This is a genomic window from Thioalkalivibrio sp. ALJ3 (assembly GCF_000377205.1).
Taxonomy (GTDB): Bacteria; Pseudomonadota; Gammaproteobacteria; order Ectothiorhodospirales; family Ectothiorhodospiraceae; genus Thioalkalivibrio.
Map to the genome: position 1 here is coordinate 36,261 of NZ_KB897905.1, position 18,053 is coordinate 54,313.

Sequence of the window (18,053 nt, forward strand, 5' to 3'; positions counted from 1 at the left end):
CCGTCTCGAAAGCTCCGCGATTCCGGCCTAAGCTCCAGTCATGCTCGTACTGCTGGAATACCTGGTCGTTACCTTCCTGGCGGTGTTCGTGATTGTGAACCCGCTGACCACGGCGTTCATCTTCACGGCGATGCTGCCGCGCGCCTCGGAGGAGAAGCGCCGGGCGATCGCGCTGCGCTCGGTGAAGGTGGCCACTTCCCTGCTATTCGCCTTTGCCCTGCTGGGCGGGGTGATCTTCCAGCTGTTCGGGATCACCCTGGCGGCGTTTCGCATTGCCGGCGGCATCATCCTGTTCGGTATCGCGATCGGCATGATCCGGCAAAAGGGGGCAACCGAAAAGGAGACCGCCGAAGAGGTGAAGGCCGACAAGGGGCACGTGACCGAGGATATCTCGGTAATCCCGCTGGCGATCCCGTTCATGAGCGGCCCGGGTGCGATCGCCACGGTGATGATCCTGACCAGCGAGGCCCCGACCGTCTACCACACCGGGCTCGTGTTCCTCGGTGTACTGGCCTGCATGGTGGCCTGCTACTACGCGATGATCTATTCGCGCTACATCGTCCAGTACCTGGGCGACACCGGGAAGGACATCCTCACCAAGGTCTTCGGCCTGATCCTGGCGGTGCTGGCCGTGCAGTTCGTAATTAACGGCATCAGCGACGCCGCGATCGGCTTCATGCTGGACACCGAGATGCTGGACGAAAACGAGGTGGACGACCCGCGCATACCGGCGCGTGACCACGACTAGCAGGTTATTCGTACCGCCGGGCCCGCTGCGGGAGGCGCACCGGAGTCGAGGCCAGCAGCGCGGCCACGAACAGGAACAGACAGAACAGGATCGCATTGGCCAGACCCAGCCAGGCCTGCAGCAGGCCGATCCCGGCCAGCCCGAAAATCGCGGCTGCGCGTGCCGACAGCGCCCAGAACCCGAACCAGCGCCCGGCCTCGCGTACCGGCACCATCATCCCGACCAGTGCACGCCCGGCCGACTGGGCGGATCCCAGACAAAGCCCGGCCAGGATCCCGACCCCGAGAAACACCATCTGAGCCTCCACCGGCTGGCCGAGCAGTGCGCTCAGCCACTGCGCGATGGTCGTGGTGCCGAAGATGGCAAGCACCGCCAGCGCCCACAGCGCCAGGGTGATGCGGTAGATGCGCACCGGACCCACGCGGTCCATCAGGAAGCCAAAACCGATCGCTCCGATGATCGCCGTGATCTGGGTGATCACGAACATCGCGATGCGCACCGGCTCGTCCCATTCGATTACCTGCGCGCCATAGATGAACGTGAAGGAGATGATGATAAAAATTCCGGCCATCATGAAGAAGATCGACACATACAGCGCCCGCAGCTCGCGGCGCTGACCCAGGGTGACCAGCGCCTCGCGCACACGGCGCCAGCCCAGCCCCAGTTGCAGTCGCCGACGCATCCGCCGACGCGTGCCCCGTTCCTTCAGGAACAGGAAGGTCGGGATCGCCGAGATCAGGAAAAACGCCGCGGCGAAAGGCCCCACCCAGCGGATGCGCTCGAAATTCTCCTCGCTGACCTCGCCCAGAAGCCCCAGGGCGAAAGCGGTGGCGATCAGCCCACCTACATAGCCCATGCCCCAGCCAAGCCCCGAGATCCAGCCCAGCTTCTCCGGCGGCCCGAGACTGGGCAGGAAGCTGGCAATGAACGACTCGCCAATCGCGTAGCCGAAGTTGGAGGCAATGATCAGCGCCATGCCGAAGATCACCAGCCCCGGCTCGACGAAGTAGAGCATCGCCGTGGTCACCACAGTCAGCATCCAGGAGGCCATCAGGAAGCGCTTGCGCGAGGCCGTGGCATCCATGACCGCCCCGGCAAACGGTGCGGCGATGACCACCATCGCGTAGCTGGTCGCCAGTGCAAAACTCCACAGGAAATTGCCCAGGCGGTAGTCGGGCCCGTCACCGACGATGATGCGGGTAAACAGGTCGCCAAAGATCACCGTGATGATCAGCAGCGTGTAGGCCTGGTTGGCGAAATCGAACATCGCCCAGCCGAAGATCTCGCGGCGCGGGGCGGGGGCATCGACGGGGTGACGCCGGATCAGCGGCATAGGGGATCAGGGGTGGTGGTTTGCCGCATCCTAACGCGAATCCACCCGGCAGTGAGCTTACGGCCGGATGGTGTAGGCCCCGCCTTCGAGCTCGACTTCGAAGGCGTCCAGAAACGCCTGGCCCAACCGCGAGCGCGGCAAATCCCCGTCGGCCAGGACGATCACCGGGACGTCATCGCGGGCCAGATGCCCCAGTTGCAGGCGGTCAACGCGTAAGGAACGCCCCTCCACCGTGCCGCGTGCACGCTCAACCCGGATTGATTCCCCACGATCCGGATCGAGCCCCGCGCGCCGGGCATCGCGTTCGCGCAGCAGCACCAGCTCAGCCTCGGGATCGATCACGAAGGTCACCGCGTGGCCGTTGACCCCTCCGGTAACCGCGTGCTCGCCCGCCGAATCCCGATTTACGGTAACGCCGGCGCCACGCCGGTCGGATCGAGGAGCGCCAGCGCCGCGAGGGCGTCGCTCCACCTGCAATTCGCGGCGCTCGCCGTCGCGCTCGACCACCGCGCCACTGCCGGAGATGCGCAGCACCCGCACCCCGCCCGGCCCCGTCTCGCCCTCGCCGACCAGGGCGCGCTCCCCGTCGACCGACAACACAATCTGGTTGCCGAACACGGCATGTAGCTGCCATTCCTCCGCCGCGACTGGCGCAGTGAGCAGACAAAGCAGGATGATGACGACGATGCGTGGCATGCCCCGGTTATACCCTGACCACCTGAACCGAACCAGAACGGCTTCTCCCTGCATCGCGCGACGCCGGCGCTTGCTACCATCGGGAGACACCCCTTGCGGAGCCACACATGTCTGCCAACGCCCCGTCCGCCGCGGCGCCCGCCCGGGCACCAGCCACCGCCGCCCGCCAGCTGTTCACGCTGGTGCTCCTGCTGATGGGGCTGTGGCTGCTCCACCTGAACCTGCGCGTGGCACCCGAAGCGGTGATCCTGGCCCTGTGGATCGGGGCGACCCTGCTGATCGGCTACGGCGGGTTTCGCCGCCACCGTCTGCGCCGGGCGGCATTCCTGCGCGGCTATCTGGATGCGGGAAGCCCATGGAGCGAGCGCCTGCGCGGCGGCCCGTTGATGGCGCTGCGCCATCTGCTTGCTGGCGCCCTGCTGGGCGGGCTTCTGGTGCTGGCACTGGCCCGCATCCAGACCCCAGCGGTTTGGGCGGTCCTGGTCGCGGGCGGGCTGACACTCGTCGTGCTGGAGGCCGTCTTTGCCCGGCTGATCGCCGGTCACGCACACCCGCGTCTGGCCCCGGAGCTGGCCCGGCGCGGCGCCTTGTGGATTACCGGCGGAGGGCTGACGCTGGCTTTGCTGGTGCTTGCTCTGCGCGGCTGGTATCCGGATCTGTCCGGCACCTCGCTGGAACAGGTGATCTGGTTCATGGTGGAGCACGAGGGGGCCCGCAGCGCCGTGCTGGAGATCGGGCTGCAACTGGCCGCGGCCCAGGACGGGCTGCGCCTGTGGCTCGGCCAGCAGTGGCTGCCGCCTGGCGCCCAGCCGCTGCCGGTGCTGGTGGCCTGGTCGCTGCTGCTGATCGAACAGGCATTCCTGGCCGCCGGCTTCCTGCTGCTGGCCAACGGGCTGTTCCCGCCCCGTGATCCCGGCGATGACCCCGCGCAACCGTAGACTCCTGCGGACCCTGGTCTGGTTCGCGCTGACCGCCCTCGCGGCGGCCGCGTTCCTGGCCCAGGTCGACCGCCACGAGCCACGCCAGTGGGATGATCAGGCACATGTCGAGCTGGAGTTCGAGGGCGAGCGCTATCGGCTCGACCGCGACCGGCTGAGCCGCCTGGAGCGCTTCTCGCTGGAGTGGCTGGAGGCCGGTGACGAGCAGGTCCGAGCCCAGTGGCAAACCCGGATTGATCAGGAGCTGGACCAGCATTTCCAGACCCTGCACGACCGCGTGCCCGAGGTCGCGGACTGGTACTTCTCGCTGGGTGCGGAGTATCAGCGCCTGTTGCTCCGTGGCGCCCAGTGGCTGGGTACGGCAGAAGACGACGCGGCCACACGGGCCCTGCGCGACAAACTGCTGCCGGAAGACCTCTGGGATGGCCCCCTTCAGGCACTGGCCGAACGGGCGCAATGGGGTCTGGACGAGGATCAGCGCAAGGTCCGGGATGCCTGGCGCATCGCCCTGACACGCGAGATGGCCGACGCACGCGTACCCGCCACGCCAGCGGCCCTGCAATCCCCGATCGAACAGCACGCGCGCATCGAGCGGGCCCAACAACTGGCCAGTGCGATGGATGCGGATCTCGCCCGGCTGGAACAGCGCGCGGGCCTGGCAGCCACGGCCGCTGCCGGGACGGGGCTGGCCACCCCGCTGATCGCCCGTGCGGTGCAGGCCCGGCTGGCCGCCCAGGCAGCGCGCAGTGGCGGTGCGGCACTGACCCGGGCCGGGCGCGCTGGGGCCCTGGGCGCGGGCATCTGCGCCTGGAGCGGCCCGGTCTCGCTGGGCTGCGGGATCGCGGCCGCCGGCGCGGCCTGGGTCGGGACCGACTGGGTGCTGCTGCGGATCGACGAGGCGCGCCACCGCGAGGACCTCGAAGCCGCCCTGCACGAGGCCCTGGACGCCCTGCACACCGAGACCCGCCTGACCTGGCAGCAGGCCATTGCCGAGCATGTCAAGACACGCCACACCGCCAGCCGCGAGGCCATCGACAAGACTTTCCAGCCGTGGAAGGCGGCCATGAATCCGTGAACCGGGGCAACCCCGTCGCGCCTGCGGCGTCTCGGCAGCGGGCGGGGCCTGCGTTACACTCCGCGCACCGTTTTCCCGCCCCTGCGTAGCTCAACATGAACACGACCCCCGCCCGCCGCAAGACCGTCCCCGTTCGCATCGGCCCTGTCACCGTCGGTGGTGATTCCCCGGTGATGGTGCAGTCGATGACCAACACCGACACCGCCGACGCCCTGCGCACCGCCGTGCAGGTGGCGGAGCTGGCGCGCGCCGGCTCCGAGGTCGTGCGCATCACGGTCAACTCCGAGGATGCGGCAAAGGCCGTGCCGGAGATCCGCGAGCGGCTGGAGGCGATGGGGCTGGAGGTGCCGCTGGTCGGGGACTTCCACTTCAACGGCCACAAGCTGCTGACCAAGTACCCGGAGTGCGCCGAGGCGCTGGCCAAGCTGCGCATCAATCCCGGGAATGTCGGCCGCGGCTCGAAGCGCGACGCCCAGTACGCCGCGATGATCGAGACCGCGATCCGCTATGACAAGCCGGTGCGGATCGGCGTGAACTGGGGCAGTCTGGACCAGGCCCTGCTCGCACGCATGATGGACGAGAACAGCCAGCGTACCGAGCCGGCCGTGCCCGAGGCGGTGATGCAGGAGGCGCTGATCGCCTCGGCACTGGAGAGTGCGGCCGAAGCCGAACGCATCGGCCTGGCCCACGACCGCATCATCCTGTCGGCCAAGGTCAGCGGCGTGCAGCCGCTGATCAGCGTCTACCAGGACCTGGCCGCGCGCTGCGACTACCCGCTGCACCTCGGGCTGACCGAGGCCGGCATGGGTGCGAAGGGCATCGTCGCCTCCACCGCCGCGCTGGCCGTGCTGCTGCAGCAGGGCATCGGCGACACCATCCGCATCTCGCTGACCCCGGAACCCGGCGGCGACCGTACCAAGGAGGTCCTGGTCGCCCAGGAGATCCTGCAGAGTATGGGGCTGCGCAGCTTCCTGCCGTCGGTGGTTGCCTGCCCCGGCTGCGGCCGCACCTCCAGCGAGTACTTCCAGCACCTGGCACAGGACATCCAGTCCTACATCCGCCAGCAGATGCCGAACTGGAAGCAGCAGTACCCCGGCGTGGAGGAGATGACCGTTGCGGTAATGGGCTGCGTGGTCAACGGCCCCGGCGAGAGCAAGCACGCCAACATCGGCATCTCCCTGCCCGGCACCGGCGAGCAACCGGTGGCCCCGGTCTACGAGGACGGCGAGAAGACCGTGACGCTCAAGGGCGAACGTATCGCCGAGGAATTCCAGGCCCGCGTCGAGGCCTACATCGAACGCCGCTACGGCCAGACCGCCTGACGCACCACTATCTCGAGGCGCTACAGGAACGCCGTTTCGTTGAAGGAACGCAGCTTGCGGCTGTGGATCTCCTCGATGGGCATGTCGCGCAGCAACTCCATTGCGCGAATCCCGATCTGCAGGTGGCGGGACACCTGTGTTCGGTAGAAGCTCGACGCCATGCCTGGCAGTTTCAGTTCACCGTGAAGCGGCTTGTCGGATACGCACAGCAGCGTCCCGTAGGGGACGCGAAAACGAAATCCATTGGCCGCGATGGTTGCGCTTTCCATATCCAGGGCGATCGCCCGTGACTGGCTGAGGCGCTGCACCGGCCCGGACTGCTCCCGCAACTCCCAGTTCCGATTGTCGATGGTGGCGACCGTTCCGGTGCGCATGATCTGCTTCAGGTCGTAGCCTTCGAGCTGCGTGATCTCCGCCACGGCATCCTGAAGCGCGATCTGAATCTCGGCCAAAGCCGGAATCGGCACCCATACGGGCAGATCGGCATCGAGCACGTGGTCTTCGCGCAGGTAGGCATGGGCGAGCACGAAATCGCCCAGCGCCTGAGAGCTTCGCAGCCCGGCGCAATGACCCACCATCAGCCAGGCACGCGGACGCAGGACGGCGATATGGTCGGTCGCGGTTTTCGCATTCGATGGCCCGACACCAATATTGACCAGCGTCACCCCTGCGTAGCCCGGTCGCTGCAGATGGTAGGCCGGCATCTGCGGCAGGCGGGCCTGTGCGGGGACCGGTGCGTCGGGATCGGTGATTACGATATCTCCCGGCGCCACCAGCGCGGTGTAGCCGCTGTCGGGATCGCTCAGCTGTGCGCGGGCGAAGGCCTCGAATTCGTCCATGTAGAACTGGTAATTGGTGAACAGGACGTGGTTCTGGAAATGCTCGGGCGCAGTGCCCGTGTAATGCGCAATCCGCGCCAGCGAATAATCCACCCGTTGCGCACTGAACAGGGCCAGCGGCAGTGAGCCATCCTCGCGTGCCACGGCGTCACCATTGGCGGCCTCGTCATTCATGGTGGCCAGATCCGGCACATCGAAATAATCGCGCAGCGAGCGTTCCTGCCCGTCATGCTCCAGCGGCTTCACCTCACCCCTGCCGGCCATGGCAAATTGCAGGGGTATCGGCGTGGTGGATGGGCCGATACTGACCGGGACACCATGGTTCTGCATCAGCAACGTGATCTGCTGATGCAGGTAATCCCGGAACAGGTCCGGGCGGGTCACCGTGGTTGTATAGGTACCCGGTTCCGTCACGTGACCGAAGCTCAGGCGCGAATCGATCGGATCGAAGCGCGAGGTGGCAAAACGGATTTCCGGATAGCAAGCCCTGAAACGGGCAGCCGGCGGCTCACCGCTGGAAAGACCCTCAAATGCCTCGACAAGAAATTGTGTTGCGTTCGCGTAGAGCTCTTCCAGGCAGGCGACCGCCTGGTCGGCATCCGTAAAAGAACGAAACTCGGACGCCGCAGGTGTCAGGATGGCAGGCGGGCTGTTCGGCGTCATCCGGATTCTCCTTTCTGTTTGGCCAGTGCCTCGGTACCTGAATCGCATCAGCTCGGTAACAAGCATGCTTACGTATCCAGCGCCTCGACCTCCGGTTCGTTGCGGCAGTAGATGTACGCGACGCCGCTCAGACGGCGATTGAGTTGCTGGAAGTCATCGAGGATCTCCCAGACCGGGTACGGCAGGCCGATCTGCGTGCGCTTTGCCTGGATCAGCCAGCGGCTGTTCTCCTGTTTGCGTTCCAGGATCTTGCGCCCAAACTCGGGGCGCTCGCGCATCAGCATCCGCGCCACGGTGTTCATCTGCTGCGAGAGCCGCGTCGCGGCCTCGGCCAACACCGGGCGCGCGGCGTCCAGCGCGTTGGGATGTGTCCGCACGAGGCGCTCGACATCCTCGTAGAGGTTCGGACCCAGCGTGCGCACGATGACCGGCAGTTCGCGCATGAAGTCATCCAGGGTCTCCTTCAGGACCTGGTCTTCTTCATCCAGTGCGTCGTCGGGGATTCCGTCCAGGAACTCCACCAGCTCGTCGCGAACCTCCAGGATCTGCCACCGCCGATGATCCATCTCCGTCTTGAGCCCGGGCGGAAGCGCACCCTCGGACAGCGCGAGCATCGCCCGTTCGCGGATCAGGTGCAGCTGGTCGAATACCTTCAGCGTTTCACGCAGCACGGCGTTGAGGGCCAGGGCCGGATTCTGCAAGAGCAACGGATCGAGACTCGTGGCGCCGGAGGGTTCGGCGGCCGGCTCGGGAACCAGGACACGGACCCAGCGGCCCAGCACGGTGGCGAACAGAATCGCCGCACAGGCGGCCAGGTTAAACAGCGTATGCCCCCAGGCCGCCTGCTGCGGGAGTGCACCGGGCAGCGTCTCCAGCGATGCCAGGGGAACGTTGAGCAGTGCGGCGGTGAGCGCGACGACCAGCGGCCCCTTGACCAGTAAACTGGCCAGGCCGAGTCTGCGCCCCTGGAGATCGCCCCAGCCAGCGACCAGTACCGTCAGCACCAGACCGATGTTCGCACCCAGCACCCACAGCAGCAGCATCGTCAGGTCCACCTGGCCGCTGGCGACCAGCGCGAGCGCGAGCGCAATCGACGCCGTAGCGCTCTGCATCAGCAGCGTCAGCAGCGCGGCGCCGATCAGGAACAGCAGGGGGAGCTGTCCCAGGGCAGCGAAGAGATTGACCACGGCGGGATCGCTTCCGAGGGAGCGCGCAGCCTCGCTTAACAGTCCCATCCCCAGCAGCATGAAACCGAACGCCAGCAGTGCCTGCCCAAGTCCACGCGGTCGGGGAGCCTCGACGTACAGGAACAGTATCGCACCCACAGCGACGAACAGGCCGGCGAACGCCTGCAGGTCGAAGGACAGCACCTGGATCAGCGCCGTCGTGCCCAGTTGCGCCCCCAGCAGAACCGCGAGCACATTTTCCCAGGCGACATTCCCGCGGCGGGTCATCTGCACCGAAAGCATGGCCGCAGCCGTCGACGAGGGCATCACGACGCCGCCGGTGACGCCGCCGACCCATGCGCGGGGGCGGGTGCGGGTAAAACCCTGCAACCAATCGATCAGGTCCCCACCCATCGCCCGTGCGAAGCCCTTGCGCAGGAAGCGCAGGCCGAACAGGATCAGCAGGACACCTGCTACGAGATTGATCGTTTCCATCACCGTACCTGTGCTGCAGTTCGCACTCGGATCACGACCTGCCAGAGACCGGGGACAACGGCGTTGAGGCCCCCTGCGAAGGTATTCCCGCCGCCGGCCCGGGACCCATCGGTCATTGAGCGACGCGGGAAAGGCGGCCCGCCCCGAAGGACCGGATCGGCGCTCCCTTGGTCGTCACCAAAGCCTTCTTCTTCTGCCACGGGGAGAAAAAGAAAACGGGCCGCTTCCCGGCTCTTAGGCTCGGAAGACGGCCCGCTGGTCAATGCCCTGCTCGGACGCGTCAGAAACTCAGAGTGTACCCGGCCACGAAGAGGTCCTGGGCACCGCTCTCGTCGCGCGAGGCGTAGGTCAGCGAGAAGGTGCCGAAGTCGGTCACGTGCGCCGCACCCAGTTCCCAGAACTTCGCGCCGTTGTCGTCGGCCGGATCGTCGTAGCCAAGCCCGCCGAAGAGTTCGGTGCGCGGGGCCACTTCGTGTCCGGCCCCGACGAACCAGACGCGGCTTCCCTCGGCATCGCGATCGTCGGCGTGCGCGACATACGCCACCTCGGCGAACAGTGGCCCCCAGTCCGCGCCCAGGAACAGCTCGCCCTCGTCTTCGTCGTCCAGGCTGGAGTAGTGGAAGTACTCGTAGCCGAACTCGATGCCGATCGGGCCAGCATCGAAGCCATAGCCGACGAACGGCACAACCTCGGTGCCTCGCCCACTACCGAGGGTGGATGCCTGTACACCGGTGAACACGCCGGTAGGGAAGCCCAGCTCGAAGCCGCCCTGCACCACCGGGTCGTTATCGGACTTGGAAGCGCCATCGTCGATGTAGTCGGTGAACACGCCGATGTTGAATTCGGTCTCGGTGGCCTGGGCCGCCGGGATGCCGAGGGCCAACACCCCGGCCACGGCCAGTGCGCCGCAATGGAAGTTACGATGGTTCATGTCGATTCCCCTTTCAAGAATGTTATCAGGCACGCTGCCGGAATCGGTCCCCGGCAGTACGGTTCGTACTTTCCGGGATTACACCGGCATGTGTGCGCTCAGCAGCCAGGCGGCCATGCCAAAATACACGGCCAAGCCGGTGAAATCCTTGATGGTGGTGATGAACGGATCCGCGCCAGGTGCATGATCCACGCCGACCTTCAGCAGCACCCAGGGCAGCAGGAAGCCCAGGATCGACGCGGTGAACACCGAGACGAACAGCGCCACGCCAACCACGATGCCCAGCTCCGGGATGCCGTTCGGCGCACCTTGCCAGAAGTGGGCGATGGTACCGGCGATGACGGCCATCACAACCCCCATGGCCAGGCCGACGCCCCCCTCGCGGACCAGATGCGCGCGGAAGAAGCGTCCGAGGTTGATATGCCCCAGGGCGAGCCCGCGGGCGAAGATCGTGGTCGACTGCGTGCCCACGTTGCCGCCCATGTCCATCACCAGCGGGATGAAGATGGCCAGCGCGACCACCGCCGCCAGGGTGTCCTCGAAGAAGTCGATCACCCCGCCCACGGCCAGACCGCCAGCCAGCGTCACCATCAGGAAGGCCATGCGCACCTTGACCGCATAGCCGATCCCGCCGGAGGTCAGCTTCTCCGAGCGCACCACATCCTTGTGGTGCAGCAGGTCTCCAATCCCCGCCTTCTTGTAGAAGTCCTCCGAGGTGTCTTCTTCAAGTACGTCCATCGCGTCATCGATGCGCAGCACACCCACCAGCACGCCATCGGCATCCACCACCGGCAGGTACGGCAGATCCGTGCGCTGCAGCAGGCGGGCGGCCTCGACCTTGTCACCATCGGGCGTGGTGCAGAAGTCCTCCAGCTCGATCAGCTCACCAACCGCCTGGCCGGGCTCCGCGCGGAACATGCGGCCCAGGCGCACCAGCCCCTGGTAGTGATGGTCGCGATCGGTGATCAGCAGCGCCGCCCCGACATCGTCCGGCATGTTGCGATCCCCACGCAGGCGGGTGGTGACCTCACCAACGGTTTCTTCCGGGGTCACCCAGAACACCGGGCGGCGCATCACACGGGCCACGGTGTCCTCATCCTGCCGCCACAGGGCGCGCACCTTGTCGCGCTTGGCCCCCGGCAGGGCATTCAGCAGGTCGTCCGCCAGGGACTTGCCCACCAGGGTCAGGGACCGTGCCAGGGTGTAGGCCGGCAGGCTCTGGACCAGCTCGCGGGCCTCCGGCTCGGGCATGTGCTCGAACAGGATCGCCTGCTCTTCGTCATCCATCGCCAGGAAGATGGCGCGGCGCTCATTGGTGTCCACACCCTCCAGGATCACCCAGCGCGAACGCGGGTCCAGTTCCGACAGGCGGTTGGCGGTGATGGCCGGGACTGGATGGATCATCTCGTCGCGGGCAGCCCCCACGTCGCCGGCATGAATCATTTCCAGGATCTTGTCGTTCATTGCAATGCTCCTTGTGCTTAGAAAATCAAAAACGCACGCGGGGCATTACAAAAGACAAAAGAATCCCGTGACCGCTGGTGGCGGTCTTTTACAAAACCCCCATCAGCGAGACAAACAATCTTTTACTTTTCTCACTGCCCCGCAGTGATACGCCAGGTCTAGACCCGGGGTCGTCGTCATCAGGCGCTGGCATGGTGGCCTCCTGCTGGGTGTTTATGGGTGTAATCCACTCCGCTGCGCGCACAGCAACGCACGCACCGGCCCGAAATCCGGGCAGAGGCGGAACATCATCGAATGGCATGGGACCGCGCGCCACGCACACGGGCGGGCGCAGGACGGGCAGGGCTAGGGAGTCGCCCGCAAGGGGCGCAAGGGGGAAGCGATCTGTCACCCCCCGGAGTCACACATATCGCTGACACCGGGGGACACCACCGAACTACCGGGTGGCGGGACCCCGCTGGCAACGATATGCACGCTCGTACCGGCCACCGGCCCGACGATCATGCATCCATCGACAACAGTCCATTGACAGACCTCTGCTACTCAAGATGGGCGCGATTGTAGTGACGCACGTTCACTTTCGCAACCCCACACATAAACATTTTTACCCGGCCTTTTGTTCAAAACGCTGGATCAGCGCTTTTAGTTCGGCGGCCTCGGCCTGCATCCGCGCACTGGCGTCGCGCGCGTGCACCGAGACCGATCCGGTTTCACTGGCCACATCGCGTATGGAGGTCACGTTGCGGTTGATCTCCTCGGAGACCGCGCTTTGTTCCTCCACCGCCGTGGCGATCTGAGTGTTCATCTCGGTGATCTGGGCAACGGCCTGGCGGATGGTGGTCAGCGAATCACCGGCCGCCCGGGCCTTTTCCACCCCGTCGGCTGCCTGTTCCTGACTGGCGCGCATGGCAGACATCGCCCCGCGCGCGCCATCCTGCAGGCTCTCGATCATATTGCGGATGGTTACCGTGGACTCGTCGGTGCGCTGCGACAGGGAGCGCACCTCGTCGGCCACCACCGCGAAGCCACGCCCGTGCTCGCCCGCACGGGCGGCCTCGATCGCGGCATTCAGCGCCAACAGGTTGGTCTGTTCAGCAATCTCGCGGATCACGCTCAGGATCTTGTCGATCTCCTCGGTACTCGCCTCCAGCTTGCCCAACTTTTCCGCGGTGGATTCGACCTCGGCCGCCATGCGGTTGATCACGGCGACTGTGTCGTTCACGACCTCCTGACCGGCTCCGGTTTCTCTCTCGGCGTGGTTGGCCGCCTCGGCTGCACGGGCGGAGTTGCCCGCCATCTCCTGGATGGTCGAGCTCATCTCGTTCATCGCGGTGGCGACCTGGTCGATCTCGTTCTGCTGGCGCTCCACGCCCGAGGCTGTCTGCTCGACGCTGCTGGCCATCGCCTGCGCGTCACCGGCCACGGCATCGGCCTTGTCCTCGATGCGGCCCAGGACCGTGCGCAGCTTCGCCTCGTTGAAGTACTGGATCAGCTCCAGCGACGCACTGTCGTCACGACGTCCGGTGTAGATCGCCTCCATCACGGGATTGTCGAACTGCTCGCGCGCACGGCGCACAGCCTGACGCACGCCCGCGGTCAGCGCCCAGGTCACGCCCCCACCGGCGACGAAAACCAGGGCCACAATGGCAATCTGAGAAGTCACATCCGGCACCAGAAGCAGTGTGGCCAACACCAGGGCAAGCCCCGCGAGCCATGTGCCGGCAAGGCGACAGGTGAGCCCGTGGTACCAGCGCCGCGTATAGCTCCGTCCACGGTTGAGCCCCGCGTATACCGCCTCCGCGCGCCCTACATGCTCGCGATCCGGGATCGCCCGCACGGATTCGTATCCAGTCTTGCGCCCGCCCTCGTAGGACGGCGTCACAAAGGCATCGACCCAGTAGTGATCGCCGTTCTTGCGCCGATTCTTGACGATCCCCATCCAGGGGCGATCGGCCTTCAGGGTCTCCCACAGATTGGCATAGGCCGCCTCCGGCATGTCCGGATGGCGCACGATGTTGTGCGCAGCATGCTCCAGCTCCTCGCAATCGAAGCCGCTGACCGTCACGAAGTCATCGTTGGCGTAACGGATGCGGCCCTTCTCGTCGGTGGCCGAGATCAGGTCGCCATGGGAGTCCAGGGGATACTCGGTCTGGGTGACAGGAAGGTTCTGACGCATAACGGACGATGTCCTTTTGTTCCGGTTCCGGGATGATTCTGGCGCAATAGGCCACCACGCCACGCTGCGCACGGTACATATGCGCCAACCGATATAACGGCCGCGACCAACGAGTCTTGAGGCGGCTCGGGGCGCCGCCATATGCGGGACAATGGCTACTCAACGCTCGACGCAACCCGTACCACCCGAGAGAAGCCGCTGAATGCGCGGTCGTCGAGCGCATGCTGACGACTGCGACGGTCGGCGTACACGATACCGATCACCTGCCCCCGGTAACGCACCGGCGCAAAAAAGGCATCGACTCCACCGGTAAGCGCCTGGATGGCCTCCGGAAGCTCCACGCCCGGGTAATGGCGCCCCCACCATGTCGGCGCATCATCCTCCAGCACCGCTTCCAGCGGGCCCAGGGCGGAGCGCTGGATCACGAAGTGGCTGAACTCTGGCTCATGCAAAGTGCCCACCAGGTGCTCGGCCCGCAACGATTCACCATCACGTGAGAGGCCCGCGAACACAACGCGATTCAAGCCGAGACCAAACTGCATCACGCGCAGCATACGCCGCAGCCTCGACACGCGGTTCGCTTCGTGCTGCAGTCGGTTCAGGCCCCCCTCCAGCACGTCGGCACGCGGACAAAGTGCCAGGGGTGTACGGTGGCGTGGTTTCAGCCAGACCGATCCAGGTGTTTCGGGATCCAGAGGTTCGAGGCGGTACACGGCGATCTCTTCATTGAACCGCTCGATGATCTCGGACAGCCGGTCCGCGGCCACCTTTTCGTTGACCCCGGTCAAGCCGGCCAGCAGGCGCAGGTCACGATCACCACGCACCGTGTCCATGCCGCGCATGATCTGCCAGGCCAGGGCACTGGCCACCATGACCTCGAAGGCGCGTGGATGGACGGCATTGACCGCGCGCTGCGTGCCCACCACCAACTCGGGCAGCGCCATCGCCTCGGTCATCGCGCGCGACAAGTCGTCGGTCGCATAGCCCAGCGCGGCATAGCTGGCTTCGTCCGGGAGGGCATTGAGTTCGAGCATGGCCAGCAACCGTCCCATGCGCGGCTCTCCCTCGATCAGCAATCCCAACAGGCCCAGCTGGTTCATCAAGGCGGCCAGTCCCACTTCCGCGGGCTCGGCATCGCGGCGGCGGTACGCCACATCGGCCGCGATCATCGCAGCCAGCCGCGACTGGCCCGCCACCTGCCGATACCGTTGTGGTTCGCGCACGGCCTCGACCACCCGGGGGGCTATGCGGATCTCGTCACAGACGTTCTGCAGGCCCAGCATCGCGATGGCATCCGGAACCGAATGAACCTCCTGGCGCAGCCCGCGACGCGACCGATTGGCGCGCAGGACCAGGCGCAGGGCCAGCCCGGGGTCCCGCTCGGCCCACTGGCCGAGTTCCCGCAACGAACGCTGCACCAGGTCGTCGGGGTTGGAGAACGCAGCGTCACTGGCTTCCAGGATCGGCCAGTCGAGTGCGGCCAGCCGGCGTGCCTGACCGCTGTAGGGCGTGCCCTCATCCTGGGACATGCTGTACCTCGCGCAGGGGAGTCGTTATCGTTATGGGCGTCACTATATCAATTGCGAAAGCGTGGCCGACGTCACTTTCGCCCTATCGACAAAATCGGGGTTCCCGTACGTGAAGTATTTTCTTGGCATCGTCGTCGTATTCTCGTCGGTCTTCGGTGGATACTATTTTCATGGCGGCGACCTTTGGGTCATGTGGCAGCCATACGAATACTGGATCATCGGGGGTGCGGCGCTGGGTGCATTCCTGATTGCCAACCCGCCCCGCGTCGTCATCACCGTCTTCAAGTCCATCCCCAGCCTGCTCAAGGGGAGCAAGTACAAGGCGGACGACTACCTCGACCTGCTCGCACTGATGTACAAGCTGTTCACCAAGGCCCGCAAGGAAGGGCTGATGGGGGTGGAGAACGACATTGAGGAGCCGGAAAACAGCGAGCTCTTCCAGGCCCATCCGCGGGTGATGGCCGACCACCACGCCATGGAGTTCATCACGGACTACATGCGCCTGATCATCTCCGGCAGCATGAACCCGCATGAGCTCGATGCCCTGATGGACCTGGATCTGGAAACCCACCACGAGGAATCCCACAAGCCAGCCCACGCCGTGCACCGCGTCGCGGATGCCCTGCCCGGCTTCGGGATCGTTGCCGCGGTGCTGGGGATCGTGATGACCATGGGCAAGCTCGACGGCTCCATCGAGGAGATCGGCTCGAGCGTGGCGGCCGCCCTGGTCGGCTCATTCCTCGGAATCCTGCTGGCCTACGGCTTTGCCGGCCCGACTTCGACGGCCCTCGAAGCCCGCGCACAGGAAGAAGCCAAGTTCCTGCAGTGCATCAAGGCCTGCATCCTGGCCAACGTCCAGGGCTACAGCCCGCAGGTTGCGGTCGAGTTCGGTCGCAAGACCATGGAAGGCGCCATGCGTCCGAGCTTTACCGAGCTCGAGGAGCACGTGAAGGGGGCCTGACCGCCTCCGGATCACCCCAATGGGCGTCGAGGACAAGACCCAGCCGATCATCGTCAAGAAGAAGGTGGTTCAGGCCGGCCACCATGGTGGCGCGTGGAAGATCGCGTTCGCCGACTTCACGCTCGCAATGATGGGCTTTTTCCTGGTGTTGTGGCTGCTCGTGGCCCTGGACGCCGAACAGCGCGCCGGCATCTCGGAATACTTCCAGAATCCTTCCGCGTTCAGGGGCGAGGCGCACTCGCCCGGTCAGGCCCCCGGAGACGGGACGGGCGTGGATCCGTCGCTGATCGACTTCGAGGGCATGCCCGAACTAATCCAGGACCCCGAGGCCATGGATGCACCGGCCGGGCTGGATGGAGAAACCCTGGACGAGCTGGCCGAGGCACGCGACCGGGAGGCCCTGGAAGCCCTGCAGGAGGCGCTGGAGGAGGCGCTGGAGCAGAGCCAGGCCCTGGAGCCCTACAAGGATCAACTGCTGCTCGATATCACCCCGGAGGGGCTGCGCATCCAGATCATCGATCGCGAAAATCGACCGATGTTCGACACGGCCAGCTCCACCCCCTTGGAGCACGCCGACGCGATCCTGCGCGAGCTGGCCAGCCTGATCAACAAGGTTCCCAACCGCATCTCGATCACCGGTCATACCGATGCCCGTCCGTTGCTCAGGGCAGACTATTCCAACTGGGAACTCTCGGCCGATCGCGCGAACGCGGCTCGACGCGCGCTGATCGCGGGCGGCGCAGAGCCTGATCAGGTGGCACGGGTCGTGGGCCTGGCCGACAGCGTCCCGTTCAACCGCGACGATCCGGAGGCGGCCATCAACCGGCGCATCTCGATCATCGTGCTCAACCAGGAGGCCGAGGAAGCCATGCGCCAGAGCCTCGAGAGTGAGGCCTATGCGCCTGAGGCCGATGCCTTCCCGAACGGCGAGAGCGACGACGAGCCCGACACAACGATCGACCCCCTGCCCCTGCCGCTGGATACCGATTCGGACGCTAGCTAAACACCCGAGGATCTGCCGCAGATGGCACGATGCCTCCGTCCGATCCCTCAGTCTGGACGCCAATCCCACCGCTTCTTACATGCGCCGGGGAGCCTCCGCGCTCGGATGGATTTCGACAACATACAGGCAAAGAAAAAGGCGCCCGAAGGCGCCTTTTTCAAGTATGGCGGAGCGGACGGGACTCGAACCCGCGACCCCCGGCGTGACAGGCCGGTATTCTAACCAACTGAACTACCGCTCCAGATTTCGGCATGCCGCCAGATCAGCTGCATGGTGGGTGCTGACGGGTTCGAACCGCCGACATTCGCCTTGTAAGGGCGACGCTCTACCAACTGAGCTAAGCACCCGATAAAGCGCGCTAGTTTACGCGATCCTTGAGCGCTTTACCAGCCTTGAACGAAGGCGTTTTGGAGGCGGCAATCTGGATGGACTGGCCGGTACGCGGGTTGCGACCGGTGCGGGCTTCGCGTTCGCGGACGAGGAAGGTGCCAAAGCCAACCAGGGAGACCTGGTCGCCCTTGGCCAGTGTATCGCCCACCACGGTCACCATGGCGTCCAGCATGCGGCCGGCCTGGGCCTTCGGGACATCGGCTTCTGCGGCGATCGCGTCGATCAGTTCGGATTTATTCATGAAGCGCTTCCTTATCTCAGTGGTGACTCAGGCTTGCGGCCCGATGAAGGCCAAGCTTACACCAGCGCGGGGAGGGTTCTCCA

15 protein-coding genes and 2 tRNA genes are annotated in these 18,053 nt (G+C 65.6%); 6 read left to right on the forward strand and 11 right to left on the reverse strand.

Going from position 1 to position 18,053, the window contains the following annotated elements; all coding sequences use genetic code 11:
• Positions 1-40: 40 nt before the first annotated feature.
• Positions 41-748, forward strand: a complete 708-nt coding sequence (locus C935_RS0100180) for a MarC family protein (RefSeq protein WP_018860503.1) — start codon at positions 41-43, stop codon at positions 746-748.
• A 4-nt stretch (positions 749-752) separates the two neighbouring features.
• On the opposite strand, the gene C935_RS0100185 is transcribed toward C935_RS0100180, so the two are convergent.
• Both C935_RS0100185 and C935_RS0100190 read right to left on the reverse strand, forming a co-directional pair.
• Complete coding sequence (locus C935_RS0100185; RefSeq protein WP_018860504.1) at positions 753-2,081, reverse strand: MFS transporter; 1,329 nt, start codon at positions 2,079-2,081, stop codon at positions 753-755.
• A gap of 57 nt (positions 2,082-2,138) precedes the next feature.
• Positions 2,139-2,777, reverse strand: coding sequence for a TIGR02281 family clan AA aspartic protease (locus C935_RS0100190; RefSeq protein WP_018860505.1), 639 nt, complete (start codon positions 2,775-2,777; stop codon positions 2,139-2,141).
• 107 nt (positions 2,778-2,884) lie between these two features.
• Here C935_RS0100190 and C935_RS0100195 point away from each other — a divergent pair, with 107 nt between their 5' ends.
• The 3 genes from C935_RS0100195 to ispG all read left to right on the forward strand — a co-directional run bounded on the left by C935_RS0100195 (position 2,885) and on the right by ispG (position 6,112).
• A complete protein-coding gene (locus C935_RS0100195; protein WP_018860506.1) occupies positions 2,885-3,715 on the forward strand; it encodes a hypothetical protein in 831 nt (276 codons plus the stop codon).
• Entirely contained in the window at positions 3,696-4,790 is a 1,095-nt protein-coding gene (locus tag C935_RS0100200) for a hypothetical protein (protein WP_018860507.1), read from the forward strand. Before C935_RS0100195 ends, C935_RS0100200 begins: the two co-directional genes overlap by 20 nt.
• 95 nt (positions 4,791-4,885) lie before the next feature.
• On the forward strand, positions 4,886-6,112 hold the full coding sequence (ispG, locus tag C935_RS0100205; protein WP_018860508.1) for a flavodoxin-dependent (E)-4-hydroxy-3-methylbut-2-enyl-diphosphate synthase: 1,227 nt from the start codon (positions 4,886-4,888) through the stop codon (positions 6,110-6,112).
• Positions 6,113-6,132: 20 nt separating this feature from the next.
• Here the strand turns inward: ispG and C935_RS0100210 are convergent, their stop codons facing one another.
• From C935_RS0100210 to C935_RS0100235, 6 genes are all read right to left on the reverse strand, one after another.
• Positions 6,133-7,614: an AMP nucleosidase gene (locus tag C935_RS0100210; RefSeq protein WP_018860509.1), complete on the reverse strand. Its 1,482-nt coding sequence runs from the start codon at positions 7,612-7,614 to the stop codon at positions 6,133-6,135.
• A 68-nt stretch (positions 7,615-7,682) separates the two neighbouring features.
• On the reverse strand, positions 7,683-9,275 hold the full coding sequence (locus C935_RS0100215) for a Na/Pi cotransporter family protein (protein WP_018860510.1): 1,593 nt from the start codon (positions 9,273-9,275) through the stop codon (positions 7,683-7,685).
• A gap of 280 nt (positions 9,276-9,555) precedes the next feature.
• Entirely contained in the window at positions 9,556-10,206 is a 651-nt protein-coding gene (locus C935_RS0100220; protein ID WP_018860511.1) for a TorF family putative porin, read from the reverse strand.
• Positions 10,207-10,284: 78 nt separating this feature from the next.
• Positions 10,285-11,670 carry a magnesium transporter gene (mgtE, locus tag C935_RS0100225; RefSeq protein WP_018860512.1) on the reverse strand — a complete coding sequence of 462 codons (1,386 nt, stop codon included), beginning with the start codon at positions 11,668-11,670 and terminating at the stop codon, positions 10,285-10,287.
• A 604-nt stretch (positions 11,671-12,274) separates the two neighbouring features.
• Positions 12,275-13,846 (reverse strand): PAS domain-containing methyl-accepting chemotaxis protein, encoded by a 1,572-nt coding sequence (locus C935_RS0100230; RefSeq protein ID WP_018860513.1) that lies wholly within the window; start codon positions 13,844-13,846, stop codon positions 12,275-12,277.
• A gap of 155 nt (positions 13,847-14,001) precedes the next feature.
• Complete coding sequence (locus tag C935_RS0100235; RefSeq protein WP_018860514.1) at positions 14,002-15,375, reverse strand: HDOD domain-containing protein; 1,374 nt, start codon at positions 15,373-15,375, stop codon at positions 14,002-14,004.
• Between the two features lie 109 nt (positions 15,376-15,484).
• Here C935_RS0100235 and motA point away from each other — a divergent pair, with 109 nt between their 5' ends.
• Positions 15,485-16,336, forward strand: a complete 852-nt coding sequence (motA, locus tag C935_RS0100240; RefSeq protein WP_026278552.1) for a flagellar motor stator protein MotA — start codon at positions 15,485-15,487, stop codon at positions 16,334-16,336.
• Positions 16,337-16,355: 19 nt separating this feature from the next.
• Positions 16,356-17,339 (forward strand): flagellar motor protein MotB, encoded by a 984-nt coding sequence (gene motB, locus C935_RS0100245; RefSeq protein ID WP_018860516.1) that lies wholly within the window; start codon positions 16,356-16,358, stop codon positions 17,337-17,339.
• A 164-nt stretch (positions 17,340-17,503) separates the two neighbouring features.
• Here motB and C935_RS0100250 read toward each other — a convergent pair.
• The 3 genes from C935_RS0100250 to C935_RS0100260 all read right to left on the reverse strand — a co-directional run bounded on the left by C935_RS0100250 (position 17,504) and on the right by C935_RS0100260 (position 17,970).
• Positions 17,504-17,580 (reverse strand) — tRNA-Asp (locus C935_RS0100250).
• A 30-nt stretch (positions 17,581-17,610) separates the two neighbouring features.
• Positions 17,611-17,686, reverse strand: a tRNA-Val gene (locus C935_RS0100255).
• Positions 17,687-17,697: 11 nt separating this feature from the next.
• The gene (locus C935_RS0100260; protein ID WP_012981989.1) at positions 17,698-17,970 is read right to left on the reverse strand and encodes an HU family DNA-binding protein; all 273 of its coding nucleotides are present in this window, start codon (positions 17,968-17,970) and stop codon (positions 17,698-17,700) included.
• Positions 17,971-18,053: the final 83 nt, after the last annotated feature.